The sequence below is a fragment of the Sphaerospermopsis sp. LEGE 08334 genome (genome assembly GCF_015207205.1).
Taxonomy (GTDB): Bacteria; Cyanobacteriota; Cyanobacteriia; order Cyanobacteriales; family Nostocaceae; genus Sphaerospermopsis.
This window is the reverse complement of sequence record NZ_JADEXH010000012.1, coordinates 100,567-121,349: the sequence shown is the minus strand read 5'-3', so window position 1 is coordinate 121,349 and position 20,783 is coordinate 100,567. Positions and strand designations below refer to the sequence as shown.

At 35.1% G+C, this 20,783-nt stretch carries 24 protein-coding genes and 1 rRNA gene; 12 read left to right on the top strand and 13 right to left on the bottom strand.

Annotated elements, in window-relative coordinates; genetic code table 11:
- Window position 1 precedes the first annotated feature (1 nt).
- Window positions 2-119, top strand: a 5S ribosomal RNA gene (rrf, locus tag IQ237_RS09295).
- A gap of 288 nt (window positions 120-407) precedes the next feature.
- Here rrf and IQ237_RS09290 read toward each other — a convergent pair.
- Window positions 408-608 (bottom strand): hypothetical protein, encoded by a 201-nt coding sequence (locus tag IQ237_RS09290; protein ID WP_194054355.1) that lies wholly within the window; start codon window positions 606-608, stop codon window positions 408-410.
- 113 nt (window positions 609-721) lie between these two features.
- On the opposite strand from IQ237_RS09290, the gene mnmE reads away from it, so the two are divergent.
- On the top strand, window positions 722-2,116 hold the full coding sequence (gene mnmE, locus IQ237_RS09285; protein ID WP_194054353.1) for a tRNA uridine-5-carboxymethylaminomethyl(34) synthesis GTPase MnmE: 1,395 nt from the start codon (window positions 722-724) through the stop codon (window positions 2,114-2,116).
- Window positions 2,117-2,340: 224 nt separating this feature from the next.
- On the opposite strand, the gene IQ237_RS09280 is transcribed toward mnmE, so the two are convergent.
- The 6 genes from IQ237_RS09280 to IQ237_RS09255 all read right to left on the bottom strand — a co-directional run bounded on the left by IQ237_RS09280 (window position 2,341) and on the right by IQ237_RS09255 (window position 5,727).
- Complete coding sequence (locus IQ237_RS09280) at window positions 2,341-2,685, bottom strand: hypothetical protein (protein ID WP_194054351.1); 345 nt, start codon at window positions 2,683-2,685, stop codon at window positions 2,341-2,343.
- A 71-nt stretch (window positions 2,686-2,756) separates the two neighbouring features.
- Window positions 2,757-3,320, bottom strand: coding sequence for a Uma2 family endonuclease (locus tag IQ237_RS09275; protein ID WP_194054349.1), 564 nt, complete (start codon window positions 3,318-3,320; stop codon window positions 2,757-2,759).
- A 214-nt stretch (window positions 3,321-3,534) separates the two neighbouring features.
- A complete protein-coding gene (locus IQ237_RS27020; protein WP_375539903.1) occupies window positions 3,535-3,684 on the bottom strand; it encodes a hypothetical protein in 150 nt (49 codons plus the stop codon).
- Between the two features lie 55 nt (window positions 3,685-3,739).
- Window positions 3,740-3,907, bottom strand: a complete 168-nt coding sequence (locus IQ237_RS09265) for a type II toxin-antitoxin system RelE/ParE family toxin (RefSeq protein ID WP_194054347.1) — start codon at window positions 3,905-3,907, stop codon at window positions 3,740-3,742.
- Window positions 3,882-4,109 carry a hypothetical protein gene (locus IQ237_RS09260; RefSeq protein ID WP_194054345.1) on the bottom strand — a complete coding sequence of 76 codons (228 nt, stop codon included), beginning with the start codon at window positions 4,107-4,109 and terminating at the stop codon, window positions 3,882-3,884. Before IQ237_RS09260 ends, IQ237_RS09265 begins: the two co-directional genes overlap by 26 nt.
- A 325-nt stretch (window positions 4,110-4,434) precedes the next feature.
- Window positions 4,435-5,727 carry a serine/threonine-protein kinase gene (locus tag IQ237_RS09255; RefSeq protein WP_194054344.1) on the bottom strand — a complete coding sequence of 431 codons (1,293 nt, stop codon included), beginning with the start codon at window positions 5,725-5,727 and terminating at the stop codon, window positions 4,435-4,437.
- A gap of 453 nt (window positions 5,728-6,180) precedes the next feature.
- Between IQ237_RS09255 and purT the strand changes: the two genes are divergently transcribed.
- Both purT and IQ237_RS09245 read left to right on the top strand, forming a co-directional pair.
- A complete protein-coding gene (gene purT / locus IQ237_RS09250; RefSeq protein WP_194054342.1) occupies window positions 6,181-7,350 on the top strand; it encodes a formate-dependent phosphoribosylglycinamide formyltransferase in 1,170 nt (389 codons plus the stop codon).
- 205 nt (window positions 7,351-7,555) lie between these two features.
- Window positions 7,556-8,353 (top strand): DUF4058 family protein, encoded by a 798-nt coding sequence (locus IQ237_RS09245; protein ID WP_194054340.1) that lies wholly within the window; start codon window positions 7,556-7,558, stop codon window positions 8,351-8,353.
- Window positions 8,354-8,458: 105 nt separating this feature from the next.
- Here IQ237_RS09245 and crtH read toward each other — a convergent pair whose 3' ends face one another.
- The gene (gene crtH, locus IQ237_RS09240) at window positions 8,459-9,946 is read right to left on the bottom strand and encodes a carotenoid isomerase (RefSeq protein ID WP_194054366.1); all 1,488 of its coding nucleotides are present in this window, start codon (window positions 9,944-9,946) and stop codon (window positions 8,459-8,461) included.
- Between the two features lie 422 nt (window positions 9,947-10,368).
- On the opposite strand from crtH, the gene upp reads away from it, so the two are divergent.
- The 3 genes from upp to IQ237_RS09225 all read left to right on the top strand — a co-directional run bounded on the left by upp (window position 10,369) and on the right by IQ237_RS09225 (window position 11,940).
- Complete coding sequence (gene upp / locus IQ237_RS09235) at window positions 10,369-11,019, top strand: uracil phosphoribosyltransferase (RefSeq protein WP_194054338.1); 651 nt, start codon at window positions 10,369-10,371, stop codon at window positions 11,017-11,019.
- A gap of 169 nt (window positions 11,020-11,188) precedes the next feature.
- Complete coding sequence (locus IQ237_RS09230) at window positions 11,189-11,536, top strand: hypothetical protein (protein ID WP_194054336.1); 348 nt, start codon at window positions 11,189-11,191, stop codon at window positions 11,534-11,536.
- Window positions 11,537-11,667: 131 nt separating this feature from the next.
- On the top strand, window positions 11,668-11,940 hold the full coding sequence (locus IQ237_RS09225; RefSeq protein WP_096571285.1) for a YggT family protein: 273 nt from the start codon (window positions 11,668-11,670) through the stop codon (window positions 11,938-11,940).
- Window positions 11,941-12,161: 221 nt separating this feature from the next.
- Here IQ237_RS09225 and IQ237_RS09220 read toward each other — a convergent pair whose 3' ends face one another.
- On the bottom strand, window positions 12,162-12,605 hold the full coding sequence (locus IQ237_RS09220; protein ID WP_137666650.1) for a biotin carboxylase: 444 nt from the start codon (window positions 12,603-12,605) through the stop codon (window positions 12,162-12,164).
- A 135-nt stretch (window positions 12,606-12,740) separates the two neighbouring features.
- On the opposite strand from IQ237_RS09220, the gene IQ237_RS09215 reads away from it, so the two are divergent.
- The 4 genes from IQ237_RS09215 to IQ237_RS09205 all read left to right on the top strand — a co-directional run bounded on the left by IQ237_RS09215 (window position 12,741) and on the right by IQ237_RS09205 (window position 14,503).
- Window positions 12,741-13,352 (top strand): hypothetical protein, encoded by a 612-nt coding sequence (locus tag IQ237_RS09215; RefSeq protein WP_194054334.1) that lies wholly within the window; start codon window positions 12,741-12,743, stop codon window positions 13,350-13,352.
- 220 nt (window positions 13,353-13,572) lie between these two features.
- Window positions 13,573-13,995: a restriction endonuclease gene (locus IQ237_RS26230; RefSeq protein ID WP_228019918.1), complete on the top strand. Its 423-nt coding sequence runs from the start codon at window positions 13,573-13,575 to the stop codon at window positions 13,993-13,995.
- A gap of 27 nt (window positions 13,996-14,022) precedes the next feature.
- Window positions 14,023-14,226: a hypothetical protein gene (locus IQ237_RS26225; protein ID WP_228019915.1), complete on the top strand. Its 204-nt coding sequence runs from the start codon at window positions 14,023-14,025 to the stop codon at window positions 14,224-14,226.
- A 73-nt stretch (window positions 14,227-14,299) separates the two neighbouring features.
- Window positions 14,300-14,503, top strand: a complete 204-nt coding sequence (locus tag IQ237_RS09205; RefSeq protein WP_194054332.1) for a PIN domain-containing protein — start codon at window positions 14,300-14,302, stop codon at window positions 14,501-14,503.
- Window positions 14,504-14,535: 32 nt separating this feature from the next.
- Here the strand turns inward: IQ237_RS09205 and IQ237_RS09200 are convergent, their stop codons facing one another.
- The gene (locus IQ237_RS09200) at window positions 14,536-15,312 is read right to left on the bottom strand and encodes an ABC transporter permease (protein WP_194054330.1); all 777 of its coding nucleotides are present in this window, start codon (window positions 15,310-15,312) and stop codon (window positions 14,536-14,538) included.
- Between the two features lie 169 nt (window positions 15,313-15,481).
- On the opposite strand from IQ237_RS09200, the gene IQ237_RS09195 reads away from it, so the two are divergent.
- Window positions 15,482-16,630, top strand: a complete 1,149-nt coding sequence (locus IQ237_RS09195; protein ID WP_194054321.1) for a DegT/DnrJ/EryC1/StrS aminotransferase family protein — start codon at window positions 15,482-15,484, stop codon at window positions 16,628-16,630.
- Between the two features lie 653 nt (window positions 16,631-17,283).
- On the opposite strand, the gene IQ237_RS09190 is transcribed toward IQ237_RS09195, so the two are convergent.
- The 3 genes from IQ237_RS09190 to IQ237_RS09180 form a co-directional block, all read right to left on the bottom strand.
- A complete protein-coding gene (locus IQ237_RS09190; protein WP_194054319.1) occupies window positions 17,284-18,030 on the bottom strand; it encodes a DUF561 domain-containing protein in 747 nt (248 codons plus the stop codon).
- Between the two features lie 117 nt (window positions 18,031-18,147).
- Complete coding sequence (locus IQ237_RS09185; RefSeq protein ID WP_194054317.1) at window positions 18,148-19,743, bottom strand: DUF262 domain-containing protein; 1,596 nt, start codon at window positions 19,741-19,743, stop codon at window positions 18,148-18,150.
- Window positions 19,740-20,783: a hypothetical protein gene (locus tag IQ237_RS09180; protein WP_194054315.1), complete on the bottom strand. Its 1,044-nt coding sequence runs from the start codon at window positions 20,781-20,783 to the stop codon at window positions 19,740-19,742. The genes IQ237_RS09185 and IQ237_RS09180 overlap by 4 nt, the downstream gene beginning before the upstream one ends.

The following is a 20,783-nucleotide window of genomic DNA, read 5'->3' as shown; positions in this document are numbered from 1 at the left end:
TCCTGGTGTCTATGGCGCGGTGGAACCACACTGATCCCTTCCCGAACTCAGAGGTGAAACGCTGCTGCGGCGACGATAGTTGAGGGGTTGCCCTCTGTCACAATAGCTCGATGCCAGGGCTAATATTATATCATAAAACCTCTCTTTTGATATCAAGAGGGGTTTTTGATATTTTGTACCTGACCTTCAGAAAGAAGTAAATTAGGTTAGGGATAATTAGTTTAAAAATGGTGCAATTAGTGATAGTTCACCTTACATAGAAGCAACTGGGTATGTAGAAATTTACTAATAAAATTTACTAATAATTAGTGGCAATAGTTATTAGATACTGCCACTATAGATGATTATTAATAGTATGAAATTCGTTATTGCATTTGCTTGTCCAGGAAGTTTCAAGAACTAGGAAATTAAGGATCTTCTGGAAATACCCATTTTGGTGGTTCCATCATTTTTTTGCGGAGTCTTTCTTCTGCCATTTCTAGCATTTTATCTAAAGAAGTCTCTTCAATAAATTTGGAAGTTGCTTCTCTAAACTCAATATTGGGACATTTATCGCCTAAAATGCAACCGTTCACGCAAGCTTCAGCACAGTTAATTGTTTGCTCCACAGTAAATTCCTCTCTCAAGTACGGCGTTATTAACCTTTAGATAAATATTACTATTAAGTTTGTATGGTTGAAGTTATTCTTCCTATGACCTGTCACTTGTTATCTAAATTCCTATGTCTGAATTATTAACTCATACTGGAACGATCGCTGCTATTGCTACTGCTGTTGTCCCCCAACAAGGTAGTGTAGGTATTGTGCGGGTTTCTGGTGATCATGCAATGGCGATCGCCCAAACTCTATTTTATGCACCAGGAAAGCAGGTGTGGGAAAGTCACCGCATCCTTTATGGTTTTATCCGTCAACCCCAAACAAAGCAAATTATTGATGAAGCTTTATTATTGATCATGAAAGCTCCCCGTTCTTTTACCCGTGAAGATGTGGTAGAGTTCCATTGTCACGGGGGAATTATGGCCGTGCAACAAGTATTGCAACTATGTTTAGAAAATGGTGCAAGGTTAGCGCAACCAGGAGAATTTACATTAAGAGCGTTTTTAAATGGTAGATTGGATTTAACCCAAGCGGAAAGTATTGCAGATTTAGTTGGTGCAAAATCTCCCCAAGCAGCACAAACAGCTTTAGCAGGTTTACGGGGAAAATTAGCGCAACCGATTAGAAATTTACGCAATAATTGTTTAGATATTTTAGCAGAAATTGAAGCGAGGATTGATTTTGAGGAAGATTTACCACCTTTAGATGAACAAAGAATCATTAATGAAATTGATCAAATTAGTTTAGCAATTAATAAATTATTAGCCACAAAAGATAAAGGTGAATTGTTAAGAACTGGGTTAAAAGTTGCTATTGTTGGTCGTCCTAATGTGGGAAAATCGAGTTTATTAAATGCTTGGAGTCAGAGCGATCGCGCTATCGTTACGGACTTACCTGGTACAACCCGTGATGTGGTAGAATCTCAGTTAGTTGTGGGGGGAATACCTGTACAGGTTTTGGATACTGCGGGTATTAGAGAAACAGCAGATCAGGTAGAGAAAATAGGGGTAGAGCGATCGCGTCAAGCTGCGAATAATGCTGATTTAGTATTATTTACTATTGATGGTTCTGTGGGTTGGACAGATGCAGATCAAGAAATTTATGAACAGGTAAAACACCGTCCTTTAATATTAGTAATTAATAAAATTGATCTCATTTCCGAAACAGAAAAAGAAACTCTGAAATCTAAAATCCAAAATCCAAAATCTAAAATTGAAACTGCTGCTGCGAAAAATCAGGGTATTGATGATTTGGAAGCTGCGATTTTGGAAAGTGTGGAAACTGGAAATGTGGAAGCTGCTAATATGGATTTAGCTATTAATCAAAGACAAGCAGCAGCATTAACAAAAGCGAAGATTGATTTAGCACAGGTGCAAGAAACTATTAAAAATCAATTACCTTTAGATTTTTGGACTATTGATTTAAGAGGTGCGATTTATGCGTTAGGAGAAATTACGGGTGAGGAGGTGACGGAATCAGTTTTAGATCGGATTTTTAGTAGGTTTTGTATTGGTAAATAAGTTGTTTATTTGTCTGAATCAGGATGTCCAGGATTTGAGGATTTACAGGATGTTTTTGCATGTTTTTGTTTTATTTATACTTACTATGATAAATTTAATTTTTTGCGTTCAGATAATCTTTCTTCGCTATTCATTTGCAACAATTTAACTAATACTCACATTGATAATTTGCACGTTCTTCTACTAAGCGGCGGAGTGTAGCCGAGATGTATGATTTACTCACTTTAACTCTTTAAATAATATAAATTACCAGATTTAATCATCACCATTAAGTGTTCAATGCGTTCATATTCATCTAACTCTTGTACCTCACTAGGTGTAATTTCACCTGCTTTACTGCGTGTTAGTAAAATACGTAACCTTTCTTGCATTTGCGGTGTGGGTTTAAATTCAGCAATTTCTTGTGGAGTAGGGTTGCTGGCAATAAAATTAAGGATATATTGGTAAACTTGTGTTGGTATTAATGGTTTTTGTAGACTTACAGCTAGGAGTTCTGGTAAGGTATCTATTCCTATTTGTGCTATTTTTTGAGATAGTTCTTCTGATATTTCTAGGGTAATTTTAGGCATAGTGAATTTTTCCCAAATACGTTATTTCCTATAATACAAAAATCTTCACATCTCAACAATATATTAAACTTCTATTCATTTAACCAACTAAAAAGTTGACCTACAGTGAGATTAAATGACTCTGCCAAAGCTGGAACAGGTAAGCTATCTGTTTCTAATTCAAATAATAGAATACGTTGATCAGCAAAATAAACAAAAATTAATTTTTCTTCAGGATCAATTAACCAACCCATTTGAGTACCATATTGAAGACAATGAAGAATATTTCTAACTACTTTAGTTTGACTTTGTTCAGGAGAAAGTATTTCAATTGTCCAGTCAGGAGGGATAGTAAAGGTATTAGCAACTTCACCATTTTCATCGCGGGGAATGCGTTCCCAAGTGAAAACGGCAATATCTGGTACAATGGATCTACCACCAAAGGTACAGCGTAATTCAGAGTATGCGCGGGCGATATGCTGGGGTTTTAGTGCTAGGTTAATATTAGAACCGAGGTCAAGCTGAACTGTGCTATGTTTTCCTTGAGGCATGGGTTTTTGAATGATTTCACCGTTAATAAATTCACTTGCTGGTTTTGTTTCTGGTAATTTGAGAAATTCCTCAAGGGTTAGGGGTTTGATAGGGGTTTGAACCATGTCCGTTTTAGGTTAGTTGATGATAAATATTTTATCATTATTTATCTGTGTTCATCTGCGTTCAATGATTTTTGATTTTTTTAACGAATGTTGATTTACAGCAGTTTCGAGGTAAATGAGGTACAAGGTTAACAGGCAGGATGCCTGTTCCACAAGGGTTTTATGATTTGAGTTTGTACCTCACGGATATGAAATATGCTGTAATTTTTGCTATTTATAAATAGTCTACTAATTCTAACAACTCTTCCGATCTTTCAATTAGTAATTTTGCATCTTCAGGACTTAAACGTTCAGAACGATCATAATCTCCCTTTAAACGGATTTGTTCTGCATCAATTAAATAACGATGAAATTTAGGATCAATTTTACCAGTTCGGGCAAAAAGTTCGCCAAATTTACTAATTACGGCGGAGTGTTTGCTAAAACTTTAATGGTTTGATATTTGGATAATTACGAGGATCAACTTTTAATTGTTCAAAACACCGATCTAATTTTTTTTGTAAAGCACCAGAAGCAGATTCAAAAAACTCCTGTGCATCAATACTAATAACTACAGTGTAATTAATATTTTCGCTGGAGTTTGTCAACTGAAATTACCTTTCCTTGTTGTACATTTTTGACGGCATTAGCAAATTCTTGTTTAAATCCGGCAATTTTTAATAGTTCTTCTGTTGCGTCATCTTCTTTACTTGCTAAATATGCTAGAAAATCAACTGCTACTAATAGTTTCTCTTCTGAAAGTTGATCCACATATTCTGCAATTTGTTCACGTAGTTCTAAGGTCTTCATGTTTGATAATTTGCTTAGAGATAATTTCTGATATTATATCATATTTTTAGTTGTGTCTAAATCAGGATAAGTTGAGTAAGGCAAATGTAAAATTTAGATCCCTGACTGTTTTGATTAATCTTCTCATTTCACAGATAAATTATCTCAGAAGTCGGGGATCTTTGACTACAAAATAACATCCTGTAAATCCTTTAATCCTGGTTATCCTGATTCTGACAAATACAACTTTCATCAGCAACAAACAATCTAAAAATTACCATCCTGTACATCCTTTAATCCTGGTTATCCTGATTCAGACTTAATAATTTTTTGTAACCTTTACAGACTACAATCTACAAGTCTCGACGCGAGAGAAGAACAGCCACACAAACACCCCCCAATTCCACTTCACCGGGAGGTGGCCTTCGGGTGCTTTTTTGTCAAAAGTACCATACTTGTAGTACAACCACTGGAATCCTTTTCTCCATCCTACCTTGTCTCCGAACTTTTGCCAGATATCTCCGTTATATTCTCCCGTTCCGCCTAAACCCTGATAAATGCGTTTCTGAACAGAAAACCCAAATCTACCATCACTGTATTTTACCCACAATTGGTCAATTGTTCGCAGGTCTGTACAGGGAAAATTATCAATGCTGTAAATATCTAACCAACCTTTTTCTTCCCGTTTTGCAACTGCTAACATTACCCTTGCTGTTTCCTCATCCGCTTCTTTCCATTTTCCAGCTTTGAGTAAATCACGCAGTTTCCTATAATCCATCCCTACATCTGATTTTAATTCTACCTCATTACCATTATTCCCACTACTTAAACCAGGAAATAAACCTACCCATTCCTTCATACTTTGCGGACGGTTTTTAGGTTCTAATTCCAAACCTTGAATAATTGCTTGATTTAACCTATCACTAATCCGTGAATTTATCCTTTTTGGTTCTATTAAATCATTATTTAACATCTTCCTGGCTAAACAAGGTGTGGGAGTATCTCCAGTCACCAAATAAAACAAAGAAGCAGCTAAAGTATAAACATCTATACTTGCTGATTTTTCCGTTTCTAACATTTGTTCCCAAGGTGCAAAAGCTAAATTAGCAGCTTGGTTAATACTTTGACTATTCACATTTCCCGCTAAACCAAAATCTATTAAAACTACAGTATTGCTATTTTCTCTTAATATCATATTTCCAGGATGTGCGTCCCGGTGAATAATGCCATTTTCATGACAAAGAGATAAAGCGTAAGCAATTTGTTTAATATAATTAATAGCGATAGATTCTGATAAAATCCCTTTTTCTTGTACTAAATTATATAAATTTTCACCCTTCACAAAATCCATCACTAAACAAGGTAAATTATCCTCTTCAAAAAAATCTATAATTCTGACAATATTAGGATGATGAAATTGGGTAATATCGGCTAATCTTCTTCCTTCCTTGCGAAAACCTTCCACAAATTTAGGATAATTAGCATCTCTACACAACCGACTATTAGGAGTTTTAATAACAACGGGAAAATTCAAATCTTGATGTTTAGCTTTATAAGTAACACCAAAACCCCCAACACCAATTTCTGTTTCTATCACATATTGGGGACGTTGTTTTAATGCTTTTCCTGGTTGTAGCATAAATAGGGTGATGATTGATTATGTCCGTGATCATAACACACTCCATAAGTATTAACACGATCAACAATCAAAAACATCCTGTAAATCCTCACATCCTGGACATCCTGATTCAGACAAAATCAAGACATAAAATCAAACCATCAATTTATCAATAATATCCTGTAAATCCTCAAATCCTGGACATCCTGATTCAGACAAAATAAAGACATAAAATCAAACCATCAATTTATCAATAATATCCTGTAAATCCTCAAATCCTGTAAATCCTGATTCAGACAAAATAAAGACATAAAATCAAACCATCAATTTATCAATAACATCCTGTAAATCCTCAAATCCTGTAAATCCTGATTCAGACAATTTAAAAAATTCAAATCCCCTCTCAAAAATTGTGTATCTAAATAGTTTATTATCTTAAAAGATCAAAATATCAAAACCGACCAAGTTTAACTCATGAAAAAATCACTGCAACTACCCCAAAAACTCATGTTACTCGGTTCAGGAGAACTAGGAAAAGAATTTGTCATTGCTGCACAACGCTTAGGTAATTATGTCATCGCAGTTGATCGTTATGCAAACGCTCCCGCAATGCAAGTTGCTGACTGTTCAGAAGTAATTTCTATGCTCAGTGCAGAAGATTTAGAAGCGGTAGTTAGTAAACACAAACCAGATTTTATTATCCCAGAAATCGAAGCCATTAGAACTGAAAAACTACAGGAATTTGAACAACGCGGAATTACAGTTATTCCCACCGCAGCAGCAACTAATTACACAATGAACCGTGATAGAATCCGAGAATTAGCACATAAAGAATTAGGAATTAGAACCGCTAAATATGGTTATGCAGTCAGCTTAGAAGAATTGATTGCTATTTCTGAAGAAATCGGTTTTCCTAATGTTGTGAAACCTGTAATGTCATCATCTGGAAAAGGTCAATCTGTAGTTAATGATAGAACAGAAGTAGAAAAAGCTTGGAATTATGCAATTGAAAATTCTAGAGGTGACAGTCAAAAAGTCATAGTTGAAGAATTTATCAATTTTGAAATTGAAATTACTTTACTTACCATTAAACAATGGGATGCAGAAACTATTTTCTGTCCTCCTATTGGCCACAGACAAGAAAGAGGAGATTATCAAGAATCTTGGCAACCTGCGGGTATTTCTGATGATAAAATATTAGCTGCTCAAGAAATAGCGAAAAAAGTAACTGATGCTTTAGGAGGTGCAGGAATTTTTGGTGTTGAATTTTTCATCACCAAAGATGAAGTGATTTTTTCTGAACTTTCACCCCGTCCCCATGATACGGGAATGGTGACATTAATTTCTCAGAATTTGAATGAATTTGAATTACATCTGCGAGCAATTTTAGGTTTACCTATTCCCAACATTCAACAATTAGGATATTCTGCAAGTGCAGTAATTTTAGCCTCTGAAAAATCAGATTCTATTGCATTTACTGGTGTTGCTGATGCGTTAGCAGAAACAGACGTTGATATTAAATTATTTGGTAAACCAACCGCACATCCTTATAGAAGAATGGGAGTAGCATTAGCAAAAAGTAATGATGAAAAATCAGCGAGGGAAAAAGCGAAGATAGCAGCAAATAAAGTCAAATTAGTTTAAATATAAAACTCCATTAGGGTGCGTTACGCTGTGCCTAACACACCCTACAATATACAGCAGGAGTCAGGAGTAAAACTAGCTGTGTGTATAGGTTTCAATTTAGATTCTGTACTTTATTGATATGCAAGCTGCTGTATAATAATACTTACTTTCATAGAAATGCTATAATAAAACAGTAACTCTAATAATTTTATAGGATAAATGTATGACTTCACCATTTCCAGGGATGAATCCCTATTTAGAAAATCCTGATTTATGGTCAGAGGTACATCATAGATTAATTACAGCTATAGCAGACAATATAGAAACTCACCTCAGTCAAAAATATCGTGTAGCTATAGAAAAACGCACGTATCGGACTGATAGTGAAGATTCTCTCTTAATTGGTATTCCCGATGTTTCTATTTTATCAGTCAAACAGCAAGATCAAAAACCAGATAATACTACAAACACAACTTTAGCAACAACAATAGAGAATAAATCTGTTACTGTTACATTACCATCACCTTTAGAAATCAAAGAAGGATATTTAGAAATTAGAGAAGTTTCTACAGGTAAAGTAGTAACTGTAATTGAACTGCTTTCTCCTACAAACAAAAAAAGTAAAGAAGGAAGAAAGTCTTATTTAGATAAACGAGATAAAATATTTGAAAGTGATACTAATTTAGTAGAAATTGACTTAATCAGAACTGGTGAAAAAATGCCGATGATTACCCATATTCCTGATACAGATTATCGGATTTTAGTTGTTAGGTCTCACCGCTTACCATCTGCTCAATTATTTCCTTTTAGTGTTAGAGAAACCATTCCCAATTTTACTATTCCTCTGCAAAAATCAGAACCAGAAATAGAAGTTAATCTCCAAACTTTGTTATTAGCAATATATGAAAAAGCAAGATTTGATTTAACCTTAGATTATAATATTCCTCCCGTTCCAGATTTATCTGAAGAAGATAGAGAATGGATGGATTTATTATTAACAGAACAAGGAAGAAGAAAGTAACTAGAGTTTCCTGAACAGGGTTAAAAAATCCAAAAATATCTTGATGAATAAAACCCGTAAACTTGAAAAATCTTACCTCTGCGATCTCTGCGCCTCTGCGGTTCGTCATATTCCAAAATCTACAGCAATACGATGAGCGCAAGCAAACCCAGAAAACGCCACAGCATTTAAACCCTGACCCGGAAACGTGCTATCACCCACACAATAAAGATTAGGTATGGTGGTACGATTAAAAGGCATACCCAACAAACCCCATAACTTACGTCTGGGTATTGGTCCATAAGTTCCATCAACCCGGCTTAAAAACCGCCGATGGGTTAGGGGTGTTCCCACTTCCATATAGTCCATACCCGCATCTAAACCGGGGAAAATTCGCTCTAATCTTTCAATAATTTCCCCTGCTGCTTGTTCTTTCTTTTCTGCATATTCACTGGGAGAAAGTCCCCGCCAATTATCAATCCAATCCGGTGTAAAAGCATGAATAATGTGGTATCCTGTAGGGGCTAAACTCGGATCTAGTAATGTAGGAATAGATACAAACAGCGTCCCTGCTGCTGATTCCATTTTTTCCCAGTCTTCTAAAATAATATGATGACATTCTGTACCTTGAGATAATACAGATGCTTCTACCCCTAAATGCAAACTTAAAAAACTGGGTGATTTTTGATATCTCTGCTGCCAATTTTTCTCATTAGGTGGTATTTGTTCTTTTGGTAGTAATTTTTCAAAAGTGTCCCAGCGCGTAGCATTAGATACAATTTTCTTGGCATGATAAACTTCACCAGTTGCTAATTGTACACCAATAGCTTTACCCTGTTTAGTGAGAATTTTTGTCACCCTGGCTTGATATTCAATTTTACCACCACATTTTTCTAAACCTTCTGCTAATTTTTGGGCAATTTTTCCCACTCCACCTTTAGGGTAGTTAACTCCCCCATAATGACGATCAGAAAATACCATTCCTGCATTAATCATTGGTGTCATATTAGCAGGAACTACAGACCAACAATAACATTCAATATCAATGAATTTTAATAATAACGGATCTTTAATATATTTGCGGGCAATATCGCCGACATTTTGCGGTAAGTATTGGGCTAAACCTAAGCAAGCTAAGGGGTTTTGCCAGAATACTCGCATTACATAACCAATTTCTTCTAATGATAACAATTCTATGCTATTTAGGCAATTAAATATTTTTTGACATTCGTTATAAAATTGGCGAATCCCTTTTTCTTCATGGGGAAAATAGGCAATTAAATTTTGTAAAAATTTCTCGTAATTTTGATCAACTTTAATATCTAAATTATCAGGTAAATGATAATGAATTTGAACAGGATCAGGGATGGTTTCTAAGTGAACATTGACTGCATCTAAAGCACGGGTGAGTAAGTTGGTTGTTCCTTTTTTGCCAAAACCAAAAATCATGGAAGCACCAACATCAAAAGTATATCCTTGATGTTGAAAATAACCTGCACTTCCACCGGGAATTAAATAACGTTCTAAAACCAGGACTTTCGCACCTTTAGCTGCTAACTGGGTGGCTGTGACTAAACCCCCAATACCAGCACCGATAATAATCACATCAAACATAATTAATTGGTAATTGGTAATTGGTAATTGGTAATTGGTAATTGGTAATTGGTAATTGGTAATTGGTAATTTATTATGAATTATAATTCTTAATTTGTAAATCTTAGAATCTGTTAATTTGTCTGAAAGCTGATAGCTGACTGCTGATAGCTGAAAAAAAGAGGGACAAGCCGCTATTACTGGCCAATCCCGTTTGCCGATCCTTTAAAGAGAGGAGAACACTATAAATAATATATCCTTGATTGAGAATATCTGTCAACTACTAATGAAAATTTTTGGCAATAATTTGAAGGAGATCGCACAAATGCCGGAAATACATAGATTTTCCACAGCCATAAATGAGCCTATCTAACCAATGCACAGGCGGGAAAGAGTATGATGGTGGTTCAGTTCCTTGATAGTGACAGGCTGCTTTTTGAACTATGACACAACAATTGCTAGTTTATGTCCCACCCCATCCCCTGATCAAACACTGGCTGGCGGTAGCTCGTGATGCTGCTACGCCTTCGGTTTTGTTTCGCTCCGCCATCACTGAGTTAGGCAGATGGCTAACTTATGAAGCAGCGAGAGAGTGGTTGCCAACGCAAGACACGGTAGTTAATACTCCCTTAGCGCCTTGTGCAGCAACATTTATTGATCCACAAGTACCAGTGGCAGTTGTACCGATTCTCCGGGCTGGGTTAGGCTTATTAGAGGGAGCGCAAACAGTATTACCTTTAGCAAAAGTTTACCATTTGGGTTTAGTGCGAAATGAGGAAACCTTAGAACCCTCTTGTTATTTGAATAAACTACCAGAGAAATTCGATCCAGAAACCAGGGTGTTAATTACCGATCCCATGTTAGCAACAGGAGGATCTATAATGACAGCAATGGCAGAATTGACACAAAGGGGTGTTGATCCGGCGTTAACGCGGATTGTTTGTGTGGTAGCTGCACCACCAGCTTTGCAAAAATTGAGTGCTGCTTATCCTGGTTTAACAGTTTATAGTGCCATCATTGATGAAACGGTTAACGATCAGGGATTTATTGTACCGGGATTAGGAGATGCAGGCGATCGCATCTTTGGGACTTGACGAAGGCAGGAGGCAGAAGGCAGAAGTCCGTGTTTGTTATGGGTATTAATCACCCACTGCAAAAACTTTGTACCTGAAAAAGCGGGGTTTTAGACCCAATTGTTTCGATAATTAATAAAATTGCTGAAAATTGGCTGCTTGTGGTTTCTTTGTTCAAGGCGGTGAAAATATGAGTCAAAAAGATGGTTTTGCCAGTGGTTTTTTACTAGGAACTATTGTTGGCGGTGTAGTTGGCGGCGTTTTAGGTGCTGTGCTGGCATCTCGACGGGATACAGTGGAAGAGGAAGAGATAGAAATTAACAATGGTTCTGTGACAGCGGGTAAAGTTCCAGCTAGAAGAAGACGGCAGATGAGATCCGCTGGTGGTGAAGATTGGGAAATGGAAACAGCAAGGCGATCGCTAGAAGATAAAATCGCTCAACTCAATGCCACAATTGATGATGTGCGAAATCAGTTGAGCAATGTTAATGGTAGTTCATCTCCAACCGCTGAACGCTCTATGTCCCAAGACTCTTAAACAACGGCTATATCATAGCAAAAAACCTATTTTGGTAGATGTCGCTGTGATTTGCAGACGCTATGACATTAGCTCCATTACAATCAAGAAATAAGACAGCGTTTGGTTTTTACCACAAAAATAACCCATCTATGTATTTACTGATTAACACTCTCAATACTTTCATCACTATCTATAGCTCTTTGCTAATCATTCGGGTTTTATTAACCTGGTTTCCCCAAGTCAACTGGTATAACCAACCATTTGCAGCCTTGAGCCAGATTAGTGACCCCTATCTTAATCTATTTCGTTCAATTATCCCCCCATTGGGTGGTATGGATTTTTCGCCTATCCTAGCTTTCCTTGCACTCAATGTTGCTAGTAGTTTAATATCTGGTCTTGTTCCTTTAGTCCAGGGATTTTAAATCATTTCTGCTCATTTCGGTAATTACCCGGTCTGATATCAGCCGGGAATGTATTGTAAAAATATAGGATTTGCTGAAAAAGTCTTTTCGTGGAGGCAGGGAATAGGGAGGAAAATTTTAGATTTTAGATTTTAGATTTTAGATTGGAGTTAACAAAAACAATCCAAAATCCAAAATCCAAAATCCAAAATCCAAAATCAATAACTCCTGACTCCTGCCTCTTATCTTCGCACTTTACCGCTAAAACCAGATGCTTTAAATTGCTTGAGTTGTAATGGAGTTGGTTGGTTTGCAGGTACAGAAATTCTTAACTCAAAATTACTAACACCTGGTGGTACTTCAGGAATAGAACCTAGACGGGTGCGGTTTTGGAGTATGGGGTTATTGTTAGCATCATAGATGCGTCCGTAGATATCTGCGTCATAGACTGTTTTATAAGTGCTGTTTTCAGCTTTACCAGTGACAATAAAGCAATTAGCAGACCCTGAACCATTGCTAACAACAGCACCTTGCGCTAATTCTGGTGGACAATCTTGGTATGATAAGTCAGATAGTTTAATTTGTGTTAAAGCTTGGGCAGGTAAGGTAAAAACCCAAGAGCAGAAAACTAATAAACAAGAGATTAATATTAGCTTGAGTGATAGCTTGAGTGAGTGCGATCGCATAAAACACAAAGTAAATTTACAAAAAGTATACAAAATTTTTATTTTCCAATTACCGAAAATTCCCTATTTTTTAATGAGAGAGTGGAATTTAATTTTGCAATAATTGTATCAATAGACCATTCTTTGCACCAGCTTATGAATCCAGATGAGATTGAAGCAGTCTTGCAAACAGCATTTAGTCGTTGTGATGCTGCTGACTGTCCTCTCACTGATATGCAGAAACAAATATTGCTGCAAGTAGTCGAACAGATTCAGAGAAGCTTAACTTCTAAGCTATCAGATACTAACAACCCTTTGGATGAACTCACCCCAGAGGAGTTAGAAGCGTTTTTAGAGTTTGTCAAAGCAGAGGAAGCACAAAACCGCACTTGGAAAGTACAATTACTTAATGATTGGCTTTTAGCACAAGATTCGGGAAAAGTCCAGTTTATTCGCCAACGTTATGGTTTACAGTGGTTAAATCGGGTGCAAGCATATCATTTTGATAAGTATGCTTATTTGGAAGAAGCATTAAAACTGAAAATAGGCGATCGCATTGAAGTTTCTAATGCACTATGGGAATGGATACCAGAAGATGATTTATCTCAAAAAGAATGGTTTCCCTGTATGGTGATTAAAATTGATGAAGTTGTTAATAGTAATGACAGTTTTAGTATTTGTCAAATTCGGTTTTTTAATGGTAGTGAATATGAAATACCCGGTGTTTATGAATGGAATCGGTATAATTGGCGGTGGCCTAAAAAGTAAATATCATTTAATATCATTTACCCAGATACCCGACTTCTTTAAGAAGTCCGGTATCTATCAATTTTAATTTGATTTTGACTTATTTATTAAACTCATCAACCAGGAAAATATTAAAATTTTATACAATTCTATAGCATTAAATTAGACATATTGTAAAATATTATTTATAGCTAAAACATTTGAATTTTGAGATTATTAATTATGGTCAATCAGTTATTTTATGGTGATAATTATATCACAAAGATTAAATCGTCAATGGATAAGAATTGATATTACCTATCAAAGTATTAGTTTAATTCTCAAAAGATTAGAAGACTCTTATGGAAAACAAGTATTAGACAATATTAATATGAGTGGTATTCCCAAAGATATGAAATCTGCGGAAGCATTAGCATTAAAAAAAGAAGATCGCACTCGTAAAGAATTTGAGAACTGGGCAATTTTAACCTATACTAATAATCGTGCTACCATTAATCAAAAAAAAGGAGCAGATAAAGGAATTGATGGAATAGCGTATTTTACAGGAGACAAAAACGAACCAGAAAAGATAATTTTACAAGTAAAATCCGGTAATGTCAAATCTGGAGATATTAGAGATTTACAGGGAACAATAACCCTAGAAAGTGCAGCATTAGGGATTTGAATTACCTTAAAACCACCGACAAAAGACATGATCAAAACTGCAAAAGAAGCAGGAATATATCAAAGTCGGTATATGAGTCAACCTGTAGATAAAATTCAGATTGTGACAGTACAAGAAATCATTGAATCACAAAAAAGATTAGATATGAGATTAAGTTTAGAAGTTTTGAAATCTGCGGAAAAACAAAAGGAAGTGAAACAAACACAATTAGAACTTTTTCGGGAGGAATAACTGTTTTCAGTAAAACAATAATACGGTTTTATTCATTTAAATAATCATCAAGTCTGGATATTCATAAAAATTAATGCGTAAAGTATTTGCTGATTCTAGTATTCTCATTGCTGGTTCTGCTTCGCGGACAGGAGCTAGTCGTGGTGTATTAACAATGGCAGAGATAGGTTTATTTCAATTAGTGATATCAGAGCAAGTTTTAATAGAGTGTGAAAGAAATATCAGTAAAAAATTACCTGATGCTTTACCTAGTTTTTTACAGTTAAGCTTAAAATAATTGTCAACTGTCAATTGTCAATTGTCAATTAATCACCTCACCAACTGCATCGCATCATTAAAAAACTGCCGACATAAACCTTTAGTGACAAAAATAGTCGTCAACAAATTAACAACAGCAACCATAAAAATAATTAAAATTTCATAAGAAACCGCTTCTAATGCAGATACTCCAGCTAATAATTGTCCACTGGTAAAAGTGGGTATTGTCACCATGCCAATTAACATCATTTGATTTAAAGTAGGAACCAATGCAGCTTTAATTGCATCCTTGCGATAGTGACTAATAGCTTGCTGGGGTGTTGCACCTAAACTGAGGTGTGTTTCTATTTCTGTAGGAAATTGATTAATAGTGCTAACTAGCCTTTCTCCGGCTACTGCTGCGGCATTCATAGCGTTACCGATCAATATACCACCCAAAGGAATTAAATAACGGGGTTCATACCATCTGTCAGGTTGGATAATCAAAAAATTGGTGTAAAGTAAGGTGAATGACGTACTAGCAAAAATCACTACCCAAACTAAAGGCAGTAGCAAAGGAATTTTTTGACTGATGCGGTTTCGTGCGACAATCGCCGTAATTGTGAGAATGATTGTGAAAATTCCCACAACAGCCCAAACATTGTCAACAGCAAAAATGAAGTCTAAAACGTATCCTAATACTATAAGTTGGAGGATGGTTCTACCGGTGGCTAATGCTAGGTTTAACTCTAGTCCTAATTTTTCCCAGACAGATAAACCAATAGCGATCGCCATTAAACCCACAGCTAACACTAAATCTACAATATCCAATTTAATCAAATCCGGCATGGTTTCTTTATTTCCTGAGATAGTCTACAGGCAGGAGGCAGAAGTACAACCTATTTTAGTCCTAGTTTTATGATCAATTAATGTCGTAAATTAATGTCATAACTACCCTGTATACTGCTATATCACCGTTAAAAGTGTATCTTTTGAATCTCTTGATAAAATAACAACTATGATCCAAAGTGTAAATTCCGTTCCTGCATTTGATATAAAACAGCAATATGCCGCTATTGAAGCCGAAGTCAGTCATGCTGTTTTAGAAGTTCTCAGTTCTGGCCGTTATATTGGTGGTCCTGCGGTAGAAGGTTTTGAACAACAGTTTGCAGCTTATCATGGTGTGACGGAATGTGTAGCCTGTAATTCCGGTACTGACGCTTTATATCTGGCTTTACGTGCTTTAGAAATTGGTGCAGGTGATGAAGTTATTACCACACCTTTTAGCTTTTTTGCTACCACTGAAGTCATAACTGCTGTCGGTGCAACACCTGTTTTTGTAGATATTGATGCCACTACCTTTAATTTAGATGTCACCCAAATAGCCGCAGCAATTACACCGAAAACCAAAGCTATTATCCCCGTTCACCTCTTTGGTTTACCTGTCGATATGACAGCATTAATGGCGATCGCAAACTCTCATAATTTAGCAGTAATTGAAGATTGCGCTCAAGCCACCGGTGCAAGTTGGGAAAATCAAAAAGTCGGTAGTATTGGTCATATTGGTTGTTTTAGCTTTTACCCCACCAAAAACCTTGGAGGTTGCGGTGATGGGGGTGCAATTACAACTAACGATAGTGCGATCGCTGCTAAACTGCGGATATTACGAGAACACGGTAGCAAAGTCCGATACATTCATGAAGAAATCGGAGTTAACAGTCGTTTAGATGCCATTCAAGCAGTCATCCTCCAAATTAAACTCCGCTATTTAGACACCTGGAACAAATACAGACAAAAAATAGCAACATATTATTATCAATACCTCAGTCAAATTCCTGGCATTACTCCCCCCCAAGAATTATTAGGAGGAGAAGCAGTTTGGAATCAATATACCATCCGCGTTTCCAGCCAAGAAAGAAACGGAGCAAGTTCCAAATATCGGGACTGGGTGCGGACACAACTGCAAGATCAAGAAGTCAGCACCATGCTTTACTATCCCCGTCCTTTACACCTACAACCAGTTTATGAAAATTTAGGCTATCAACCAGGACAATTACCAGTATCAGAACAAGCTTGTCATGAAGTGATATCTTTACCCATGTTCCCAGAACTCACCCAGGAACAGCAAGATAAAGTCATTTATGCCTTAAAAGACTGTTTAAGTTAGAAGAGGTGACAGGTGACAGTTAAGAGGGAGGGGTGAGAAACTTCTCCCCAACTCAAATTCTAATTTTAATTCCTCTCTGCGCCTCTGCGTCTCTGCGTGAAATAAAAAAATGCGCCTTAACAATAAAAAAAGCGAATAAACATATTTTACCGCCACTCAGAAACTCATATTTTTATAACTCTAACTTATCTTAAAGTAGTAGCTGTTTACATATTCAAATATTACAACCATTTTAGCTTAACATTTCTTAACACATTATTGAGAATTATTTTTATTTCTCTACGGTATTGCAATAGTTTCCGGCATTTGCTATAATTTTTCCAAATTTCAAAATCAGGGTAAGTATGTCAAATTTTCTAAATATCAAAAATTGCCATCTTTTAACCCTTGATATACAAATATTTGCAAAATCTATACTTAAATCAACATCAAAAAACACTGAGAAAAAATAGATGTTACTTGCACCAATTTTAGGGGTAAACTTATCTGAAAAACCGAATAGTACAAATAAACTCTTGACAAAAAAATATTTATAACCATCTGCGTCTATCTGCGTTCATCTGCGTTTTTTGTATCCAGGAGTTTGTTCAAGGTAACAGGAAGCAGGAGAGAACAAAATTTTTATCTGTCACCTGTCACCTGTCACCTGCCTTTTATGCAAAAGTGCGATCGCTCACAGTTGTTAAAGCTTCTACTAAACCACGCACAGCAGCGATCATGGCAATTTCGCTATTGAGTTGGTTAATAGCAGAACCCACACCCACACCAGCCGCACCAGCAGCAACAGCCAGAGGTGCAGTCACATTAGAAATACCAGAAGCACACAAAACAGGTACAGAAACAGCGCGGGAAATTTCATAAGCAGCCGCTAAAGTGGGAGCAGCTTTTTCAATCAAACCCAAAGTACCGGGGTGAACGGGTTGACTGCTAGTACCGCCTTCAGTTTGGATGATATCAGCACCAGCTTTTACCAAATCTTCAGCTAATTGTACTTGCTGATCCAAAGTCAGGATATGGGGAACAGTCACAGATAAAGTGATGTTTGGTAACAAAGCGCGAGTTTGGTGAGTTAACGCCAAAACTTCATCTGCTTCAAATCTGCGACCTTGAGCGTAAAAAGAATCAAAATTACCGATTTCAATTAAATCAGCACCAGCAGCAACAGCTTCTACAAATTTTTCTGGTTCAACAGCGGAAACACAAACAGGTAATTTAGTCAAGCTTTTAGCTAAATGTACCAAAGCCGCATCAGCAGCGATATCAACAAAAGTCGCACCACCCAGATCAGCCGCTTTCACAGTAGCAGCAACACTTTCAGCGTTAAAATTATTTAAACCGCTAATTACTTTTAAAACACTGCGGTTAGCAAATGCACGTTGCAAATTAGGAAGCATAGTCATAATATCTGATTTTGAACCTATTGAGGTAAGAATTATACACTATTTGGGGGATTTGGGAATAGGGCTTGGGGAATAAGGAACAGGAAATAGGTAAAATTACCAGATATTTCTCAGAATTTAATCTACATATTGAATATTAAAACTTTCAACAAATTTACTTTCTTTAGATTTTAAATACTCATCTCTTTGAGAAACAAAATCATCTATTTTCCCCTGTTTATATAAAGTAACCATTTCTTCTGTTATAAAATGCTTTTCTAAAACATCAGGTTGAGAAGTGTTAATAAAGTTAGCTAATGTTTTTTTCTCAGGTGATAGATCAAATTCAGAAGATAATCTCAAAATTATATTACCTGGAGTTCTATCCTTTTTAGAAGAAATAAAAATTTCCTTTATTCCTTCCATATCTTGAGGTTCACTATTACCAAGAATTGATTTTAAATAAAATAATTGTAATGCTTTAGGTCTAACTCCTGTAAAATTTAATTTACTTGGATACTTAGCTGTAGTAAATTCAATATCATCATTAACTCTATAAATTCCATCATCGTGTTCTCCCTTTGCAAATTGACAAAATACTTGATAAGCATTTCTTTGTTGACTTAATAAAGAATATCTTGTAAAATAATTAGAGTATGTAGTTATCCAAAACCAATTCTCTAATTTTTGATATTCTTCATCTGTAGGTGCTGAGTTTAATCTAAAATATTCAGATATGAAAATTAATTGAGACGGATAGGGTAGCAGGCGTACATCTAGTACAAATTTTTTATACAAAAACTCTACTGATTTTTGAATATATCGGTAAGCATGATTAGTACATAATTCTAAATCAGATTTATTAATTAATTCTTCTATCCTCACATCAAAATAAATCTTACCAGGTACATTGTTAACATTATTAGCAATACAGTTTAAAATTATATCTCTTTTTAAATCTTCAAAATTATAAATATTCAAGCTGTTTACAAACTCAGTAATTGAGTCACTAAGTACAAATCCCGTTTCTTTATTGTAGCTAAGTGCGGAAAGCATAAAATCTTTAGAAATTTTTGTTCCTGTTGAGTTAATTCGCGAGAAAATTTCTACAGCACTTTTTATATCTCCTCCTTTTATATTTACATAAGGTAATCTATATTTATGTAAAATATTATGTAAATTTCTGGCATTATCAATGTATTGATTTTTCTCAAATTCTGTAATATCTATTTTATCTAATTCACGATCTAATTTGCGTATAAAATTAAATAATTCACGATTATCGTAAATTTCATAAATAGGAATTGAAAAAGTGTTATTACTTTTTTTATTTCTTCTTATATAGCTAAAATTATTTTCCCTAATATCAAAGTAAATTAAATAATCGTTTAATTCATCTCTATCTACTTGGATAGATTCTTTAGGGTTCATCAATGAACCAAATAAAGTCGATATTCTTTGAAATCCATCCAAAACATATCTAGTATCACTACTTTCTTTTTTTATAGTATATGGACCTATTTTATCTTTAGTTTTATATCCTTTAGTTTCCCAAAATAATAAACTACCTATGGGATAGCCTTTCAAAATACTATCAAACAATTCAATTTTTTGAGAATTTTCCCAAACAAATTCTCTTTGAAATTCCGGTATTTTGTATACCCCATTAGCTATATCATTTAATAAGTCTTCAAGAAATATAGTATCAGGCTTGATGCTTATGTTATCATTCATATTATTTTCGCTATTTTTAGTAAAATTTGTTCTATTTCAGAAATTTCCTCTATTGTTCCATCAGGTAATTCAATTCTCACTTTGTGATGTTCGCATCTTTGTTCAAGTAGTCGGTAAGAAAAATTATCCAGAAACATTTTTGGAAATTCTTCTTTGATATCTATTTGACCTATATTATCCTTATTATAGTCTATAAAATCTAAATCACTTTCACTTTTACTAAGTAAATCACTTTTCTGTGCTTGAGTAATTAGTGGAGCTTTTTCAAACAGTATATCTAAAGGAATATAATTTTCTATTTTTCTCTTGTATAGAATATGCCATATAATTAGGTCATTAGGTTCATATTCATAGTCACTCTCTTGGATATTTTTAATTTCTCTTTTTTTAAAAAAACCAATTTTATCTATATGAGGTGTTTTAAAACCATTTCTAATTTCCCTATCACTATCAAAAATAGCCATTAATTTATACTGATAAATATTATGATAGCGATCAGCATTTATCCAACGTTCTGTAATTTTGAGAACATCTCCAATGCCACCAGCATGATCAGGTTCTATCATTTCCTGACTAATTGCTTTATTTAGTAATTTATAAATAGATTTTCTCTTTATTTTACTATTACTATATTTTTGGCAGATACCCCAAACAAATTTCCAATCATTAATTCCATTTTCTACAATAATTTTAGAACGCTCTGTCAGAATTTTATAAGCATCCTGGGGGTGTATTTCTCCAGAATTATTTCCAATAGGTAAATGAGTAAGATGATTTCTATACAATTTAGTAAGATTTTGATGTATTTTCTTCTCAATATAATCTTTTAAATTTTGCCTTTTAGCGTCTGACAAATGAGATTGAGCAATTTTATTTTGATTAAAAATATATTTATTGTCATTATCAAAAAAAATGTTTGCAATACTGCTAGGATCTATAAAATGGTTATCTTTAAGAAGCTCAACAAGGATATCAGCTAAAATAGACTGTATATCATCATCTTGAGTTTTAAAAATTGCGGGATTGAAAGATATGATCAT

Coding starts and splice junctions, on each gene's coding strand:
- mnmE (WP_194054353.1), top strand. CDS start 722: ATGTCTGAATTATTAACTCATACTGGAACGATCGCTGCTATTGCTACT.
- IQ237_RS09280 (WP_194054351.1), bottom strand. CDS start 2,685: ATGCCTAAAATTACCCTAGAAATATCAGAAGAACTATCTCAAAAAATA.
- IQ237_RS09275 (WP_194054349.1), bottom strand. CDS start 3,320: ATGGTTCAAACCCCTATCAAACCCCTAACCCTTGAGGAATTTCTCAAA.
- IQ237_RS09260 (WP_194054345.1), bottom strand. CDS start 4,109: ATGAAGACCTTAGAACTACGTGAACAAATTGCAGAATATGTGGATCAA.
- IQ237_RS09255 (WP_194054344.1), bottom strand. CDS start 5,727: ATGCTACAACCAGGAAAAGCATTAAAACAACGTCCCCAATATGTGATA.
- purT (WP_194054342.1), top strand. CDS start 6,181: ATGAAAAAATCACTGCAACTACCCCAAAAACTCATGTTACTCGGTTCA.
- IQ237_RS09245 (WP_194054340.1), top strand. CDS start 7,556: ATGACTTCACCATTTCCAGGGATGAATCCCTATTTAGAAAATCCTGAT.
- crtH (WP_194054366.1), bottom strand. CDS start 9,946: ATGTTTGATGTGATTATTATCGGTGCTGGTATTGGGGGTTTAGTCACA.
- upp (WP_194054338.1), top strand. CDS start 10,369: ATGACACAACAATTGCTAGTTTATGTCCCACCCCATCCCCTGATCAAA.
- IQ237_RS09230 (WP_194054336.1), top strand. CDS start 11,189: ATGAGTCAAAAAGATGGTTTTGCCAGTGGTTTTTTACTAGGAACTATT.
- IQ237_RS09225 (WP_096571285.1), top strand. CDS start 11,668: ATGTATTTACTGATTAACACTCTCAATACTTTCATCACTATCTATAGC.
- IQ237_RS09220 (WP_137666650.1), bottom strand. CDS start 12,605: ATGCGATCGCACTCACTCAAGCTATCACTCAAGCTAATATTAATCTCT.
- IQ237_RS09215 (WP_194054334.1), top strand. CDS start 12,741: ATGAATCCAGATGAGATTGAAGCAGTCTTGCAAACAGCATTTAGTCGT.
- IQ237_RS26230 (WP_228019918.1), top strand. CDS start 13,573: ATGGTGATAATTATATCACAAAGATTAAATCGTCAATGGATAAGAATT.
- IQ237_RS26225 (WP_228019915.1), top strand. CDS start 14,023: ATGATCAAAACTGCAAAAGAAGCAGGAATATATCAAAGTCGGTATATG.
- IQ237_RS09205 (WP_194054332.1), top strand. CDS start 14,300: ATGCGTAAAGTATTTGCTGATTCTAGTATTCTCATTGCTGGTTCTGCT.
- IQ237_RS09200 (WP_194054330.1), bottom strand. CDS start 15,312: ATGCCGGATTTGATTAAATTGGATATTGTAGATTTAGTGTTAGCTGTG.
- IQ237_RS09195 (WP_194054321.1), top strand. CDS start 15,482: ATGATCCAAAGTGTAAATTCCGTTCCTGCATTTGATATAAAACAGCAA.
- IQ237_RS09190 (WP_194054319.1), bottom strand. CDS start 18,030: ATGACTATGCTTCCTAATTTGCAACGTGCATTTGCTAACCGCAGTGTT.
- IQ237_RS09185 (WP_194054317.1), bottom strand. CDS start 19,743: ATGAATGATAACATAAGCATCAAGCCTGATACTATATTTCTTGAAGAC.
- IQ237_RS09180 (WP_194054315.1), bottom strand. CDS start 20,783: ATGATCATATCTTTCAATCCCGCAATTTTTAAAACTCAAGATGATGAT.